The sequence below is a fragment of the Deltaproteobacteria bacterium genome (assembly GCA_011773515.1).
Lineage (GTDB): Bacteria > Desulfobacterota > Deferrimicrobia > J040 > J040 > WVXK01.
In genome coordinates this window covers 26461-28359 of sequence record WVXK01000100.1, presented here as the reverse complement: position 1 = coordinate 28359, position 1899 = coordinate 26461, and the positions used below count along the sequence as shown (strand labels likewise).

3 protein-coding genes are annotated in these 1899 nt (G+C 51.9%); all 3 read left to right on the top strand.

Annotation, left to right across the window (positions count from 1 at the left end; all coding sequences use genetic code 11):
• Nucleotides 1-179, top strand: a 179-nt coding sequence (locus tag GTN70_11050) for a 3-phosphoshikimate 1-carboxyvinyltransferase (GenBank protein NIO17502.1), incomplete at its 5' end; no start/stop codon positions are given.
• Nucleotides 176-847, top strand: a complete 672-nt coding sequence (locus GTN70_11045; GenBank protein NIO17501.1) for a (d)CMP kinase — start codon at nucleotides 176-178, stop codon at nucleotides 845-847. The genes GTN70_11050 and GTN70_11045, both read left to right, overlap by 4 nt.
• The gene (gene ispH, locus GTN70_11040) at nucleotides 840-1739 is read left to right on the top strand and encodes a 4-hydroxy-3-methylbut-2-enyl diphosphate reductase (GenBank protein NIO17500.1); all 900 of its coding nucleotides are present in this window, start codon (nucleotides 840-842) and stop codon (nucleotides 1737-1739) included. Before GTN70_11045 ends, ispH begins: the two co-directional genes overlap by 8 nt.
• Nucleotides 1740-1899 lie beyond the last annotated feature (160 nt).

Genomic DNA, 1899 nt, shown 5'->3' with positions numbered 1-1899 from the left:
AGGGACGGGGAGATGCGTACAGGGGTGGAAAGGTGTCGAGCTTCGGAGACCACAGGATTGCCATGGCGCTGGAAATCTTTGCGCTCGGGGCCGGCATCGGGATTACCCTCGATGACCGTGACTGCGTCGCCACGTCTTTCCCCGGATTTTATGACAAACTGCGGAGTCTTTCGACGTGAGAGAGAAGCCAATAATAGCGATCGATGGCCCGCCCGGTTCAGGAAAGACGACCGTTTCAAAAATGGTAGCAAACAAGCTGGGCTACAGACTGATAGATACGGGATCGATGTACAGGGCAGCAGCCCTCGTGGCGATGAGAGAAGGGCTGGAGTTTACCGACAGCCCCGAGCTCTCGAAACGGCTCGGCAGGATGGAGATCGAATTTCGCGTCGGCGCGGAAGGCCAGAGGATTATCGTGGACGGTGAGGATATGGAGGATCAGCTTCGATCTGAAGAGGTGGGAATGAAAGCCTCCGATATCTCGAGGGTACAGATGGTGAGGCAGATTCTCGTTGAAAAGCAGCAGATGATGGGGGCCTCCGGTGGCGTGATATGCGAGGGGAGGGACGCGACGACCGTCATATTTCCGGATGCAGAGTTCAAGTTTTTTATCGATGCGTCTGTCTATACAAGGGCGGAACGAAGGCACCGGGAGCTCGTAACGGCAGGCGAGAGCCTCTCGTTCCGGGAAGCTTACGAGGATATGATACGGCGCGATATTCAGGACAGCACGAGAGACAATTCCCCCCTGAAAATTGCCCCCAACGTTACCTGCGTGGATACCACGGCGCTGTCTCCTGAAGAGGCGGCCCGTATTATCATTGAGGAAGTGAGAAAGAGTGGCTAAAAACAGGACGGGAAAGAAAAAAAAGATCATCGTGGCGAAGAGCGCCGGTTTCTGCTTCGGCGTGAAAAGAGCGATCAAAATGGCCTTTGAAACCTGCCGCGATGAAAAGGCGGGGGAGATATATACCCTCGGACAGATAATTCACAACCCGCAGGTGGTGGAACAGCTCGAGGAAAAAGGGGTAACCCTCCTTGACTCCGCCCAGGATATAACCTGTGGGACATTGATAGTCAGGTCCCACGGTTTGACGAGAGGCGAGAGTGAAATGCTAAAGGAAAAGGACGTGCGGGTTGTCGATGCGACGTGTCCCTTCGTTACGAAAGCACAGGAATTTGCGACATACCTGGCAAGAGAAGGCTATACGGTTATCATCCTGGGGGATAAAGACCATCCGGAGGTAAAGAGCATTCGGAGTTACGTCGAGGATGTGGGCAACGTCATTACAGACTTTGATGAGATAAAGCAATCAAGGAGAAGGAGGAGGGCCGGCATCGTCGCCCAGACGACGCAGACGCAAGAAAATCTCATGAAATGGGTGAGCGAGGCCCTGGAGGTTTTTCAGGAAGTCAGGGTTTTCAATACCATCTGCAGCGCCACCACGATCAGGCAGAGGGAGACGGTTGAAATTGCGAAAAACGTTGATGCAATGCTCATTATCGGTGGATTTAACAGCGCCAATACGAGGAGACTCGCCGAGCTTGCCTCCGAATCCAACGACAGGGTCTATCATCTCGAAAGGTCTGAGGAGTTGCAAGATCACATGACAACGGGCGCTCGAAAGATTGGCATATCAGCCGGGGCCTCTACCCCGGACTGGGCTATTTCACAGCTCATAGACGGTGTAAAAAAGAGGTGGGGTGACGGTGATATTCGGATAGTTCGCGGGCTGTGATTTTTTTTCTTTTATTTTATTATATATTTTCGTAATAATAAAACTTGAAAGAAATTCCTTTATGTTATAGCACTATAAGAGCATGCCGATACAATAACGGGAGGGTCCAGATAACATGGGTTCCAACAAAACCACAGGGCAAAGCAGCGATGAAATGGAG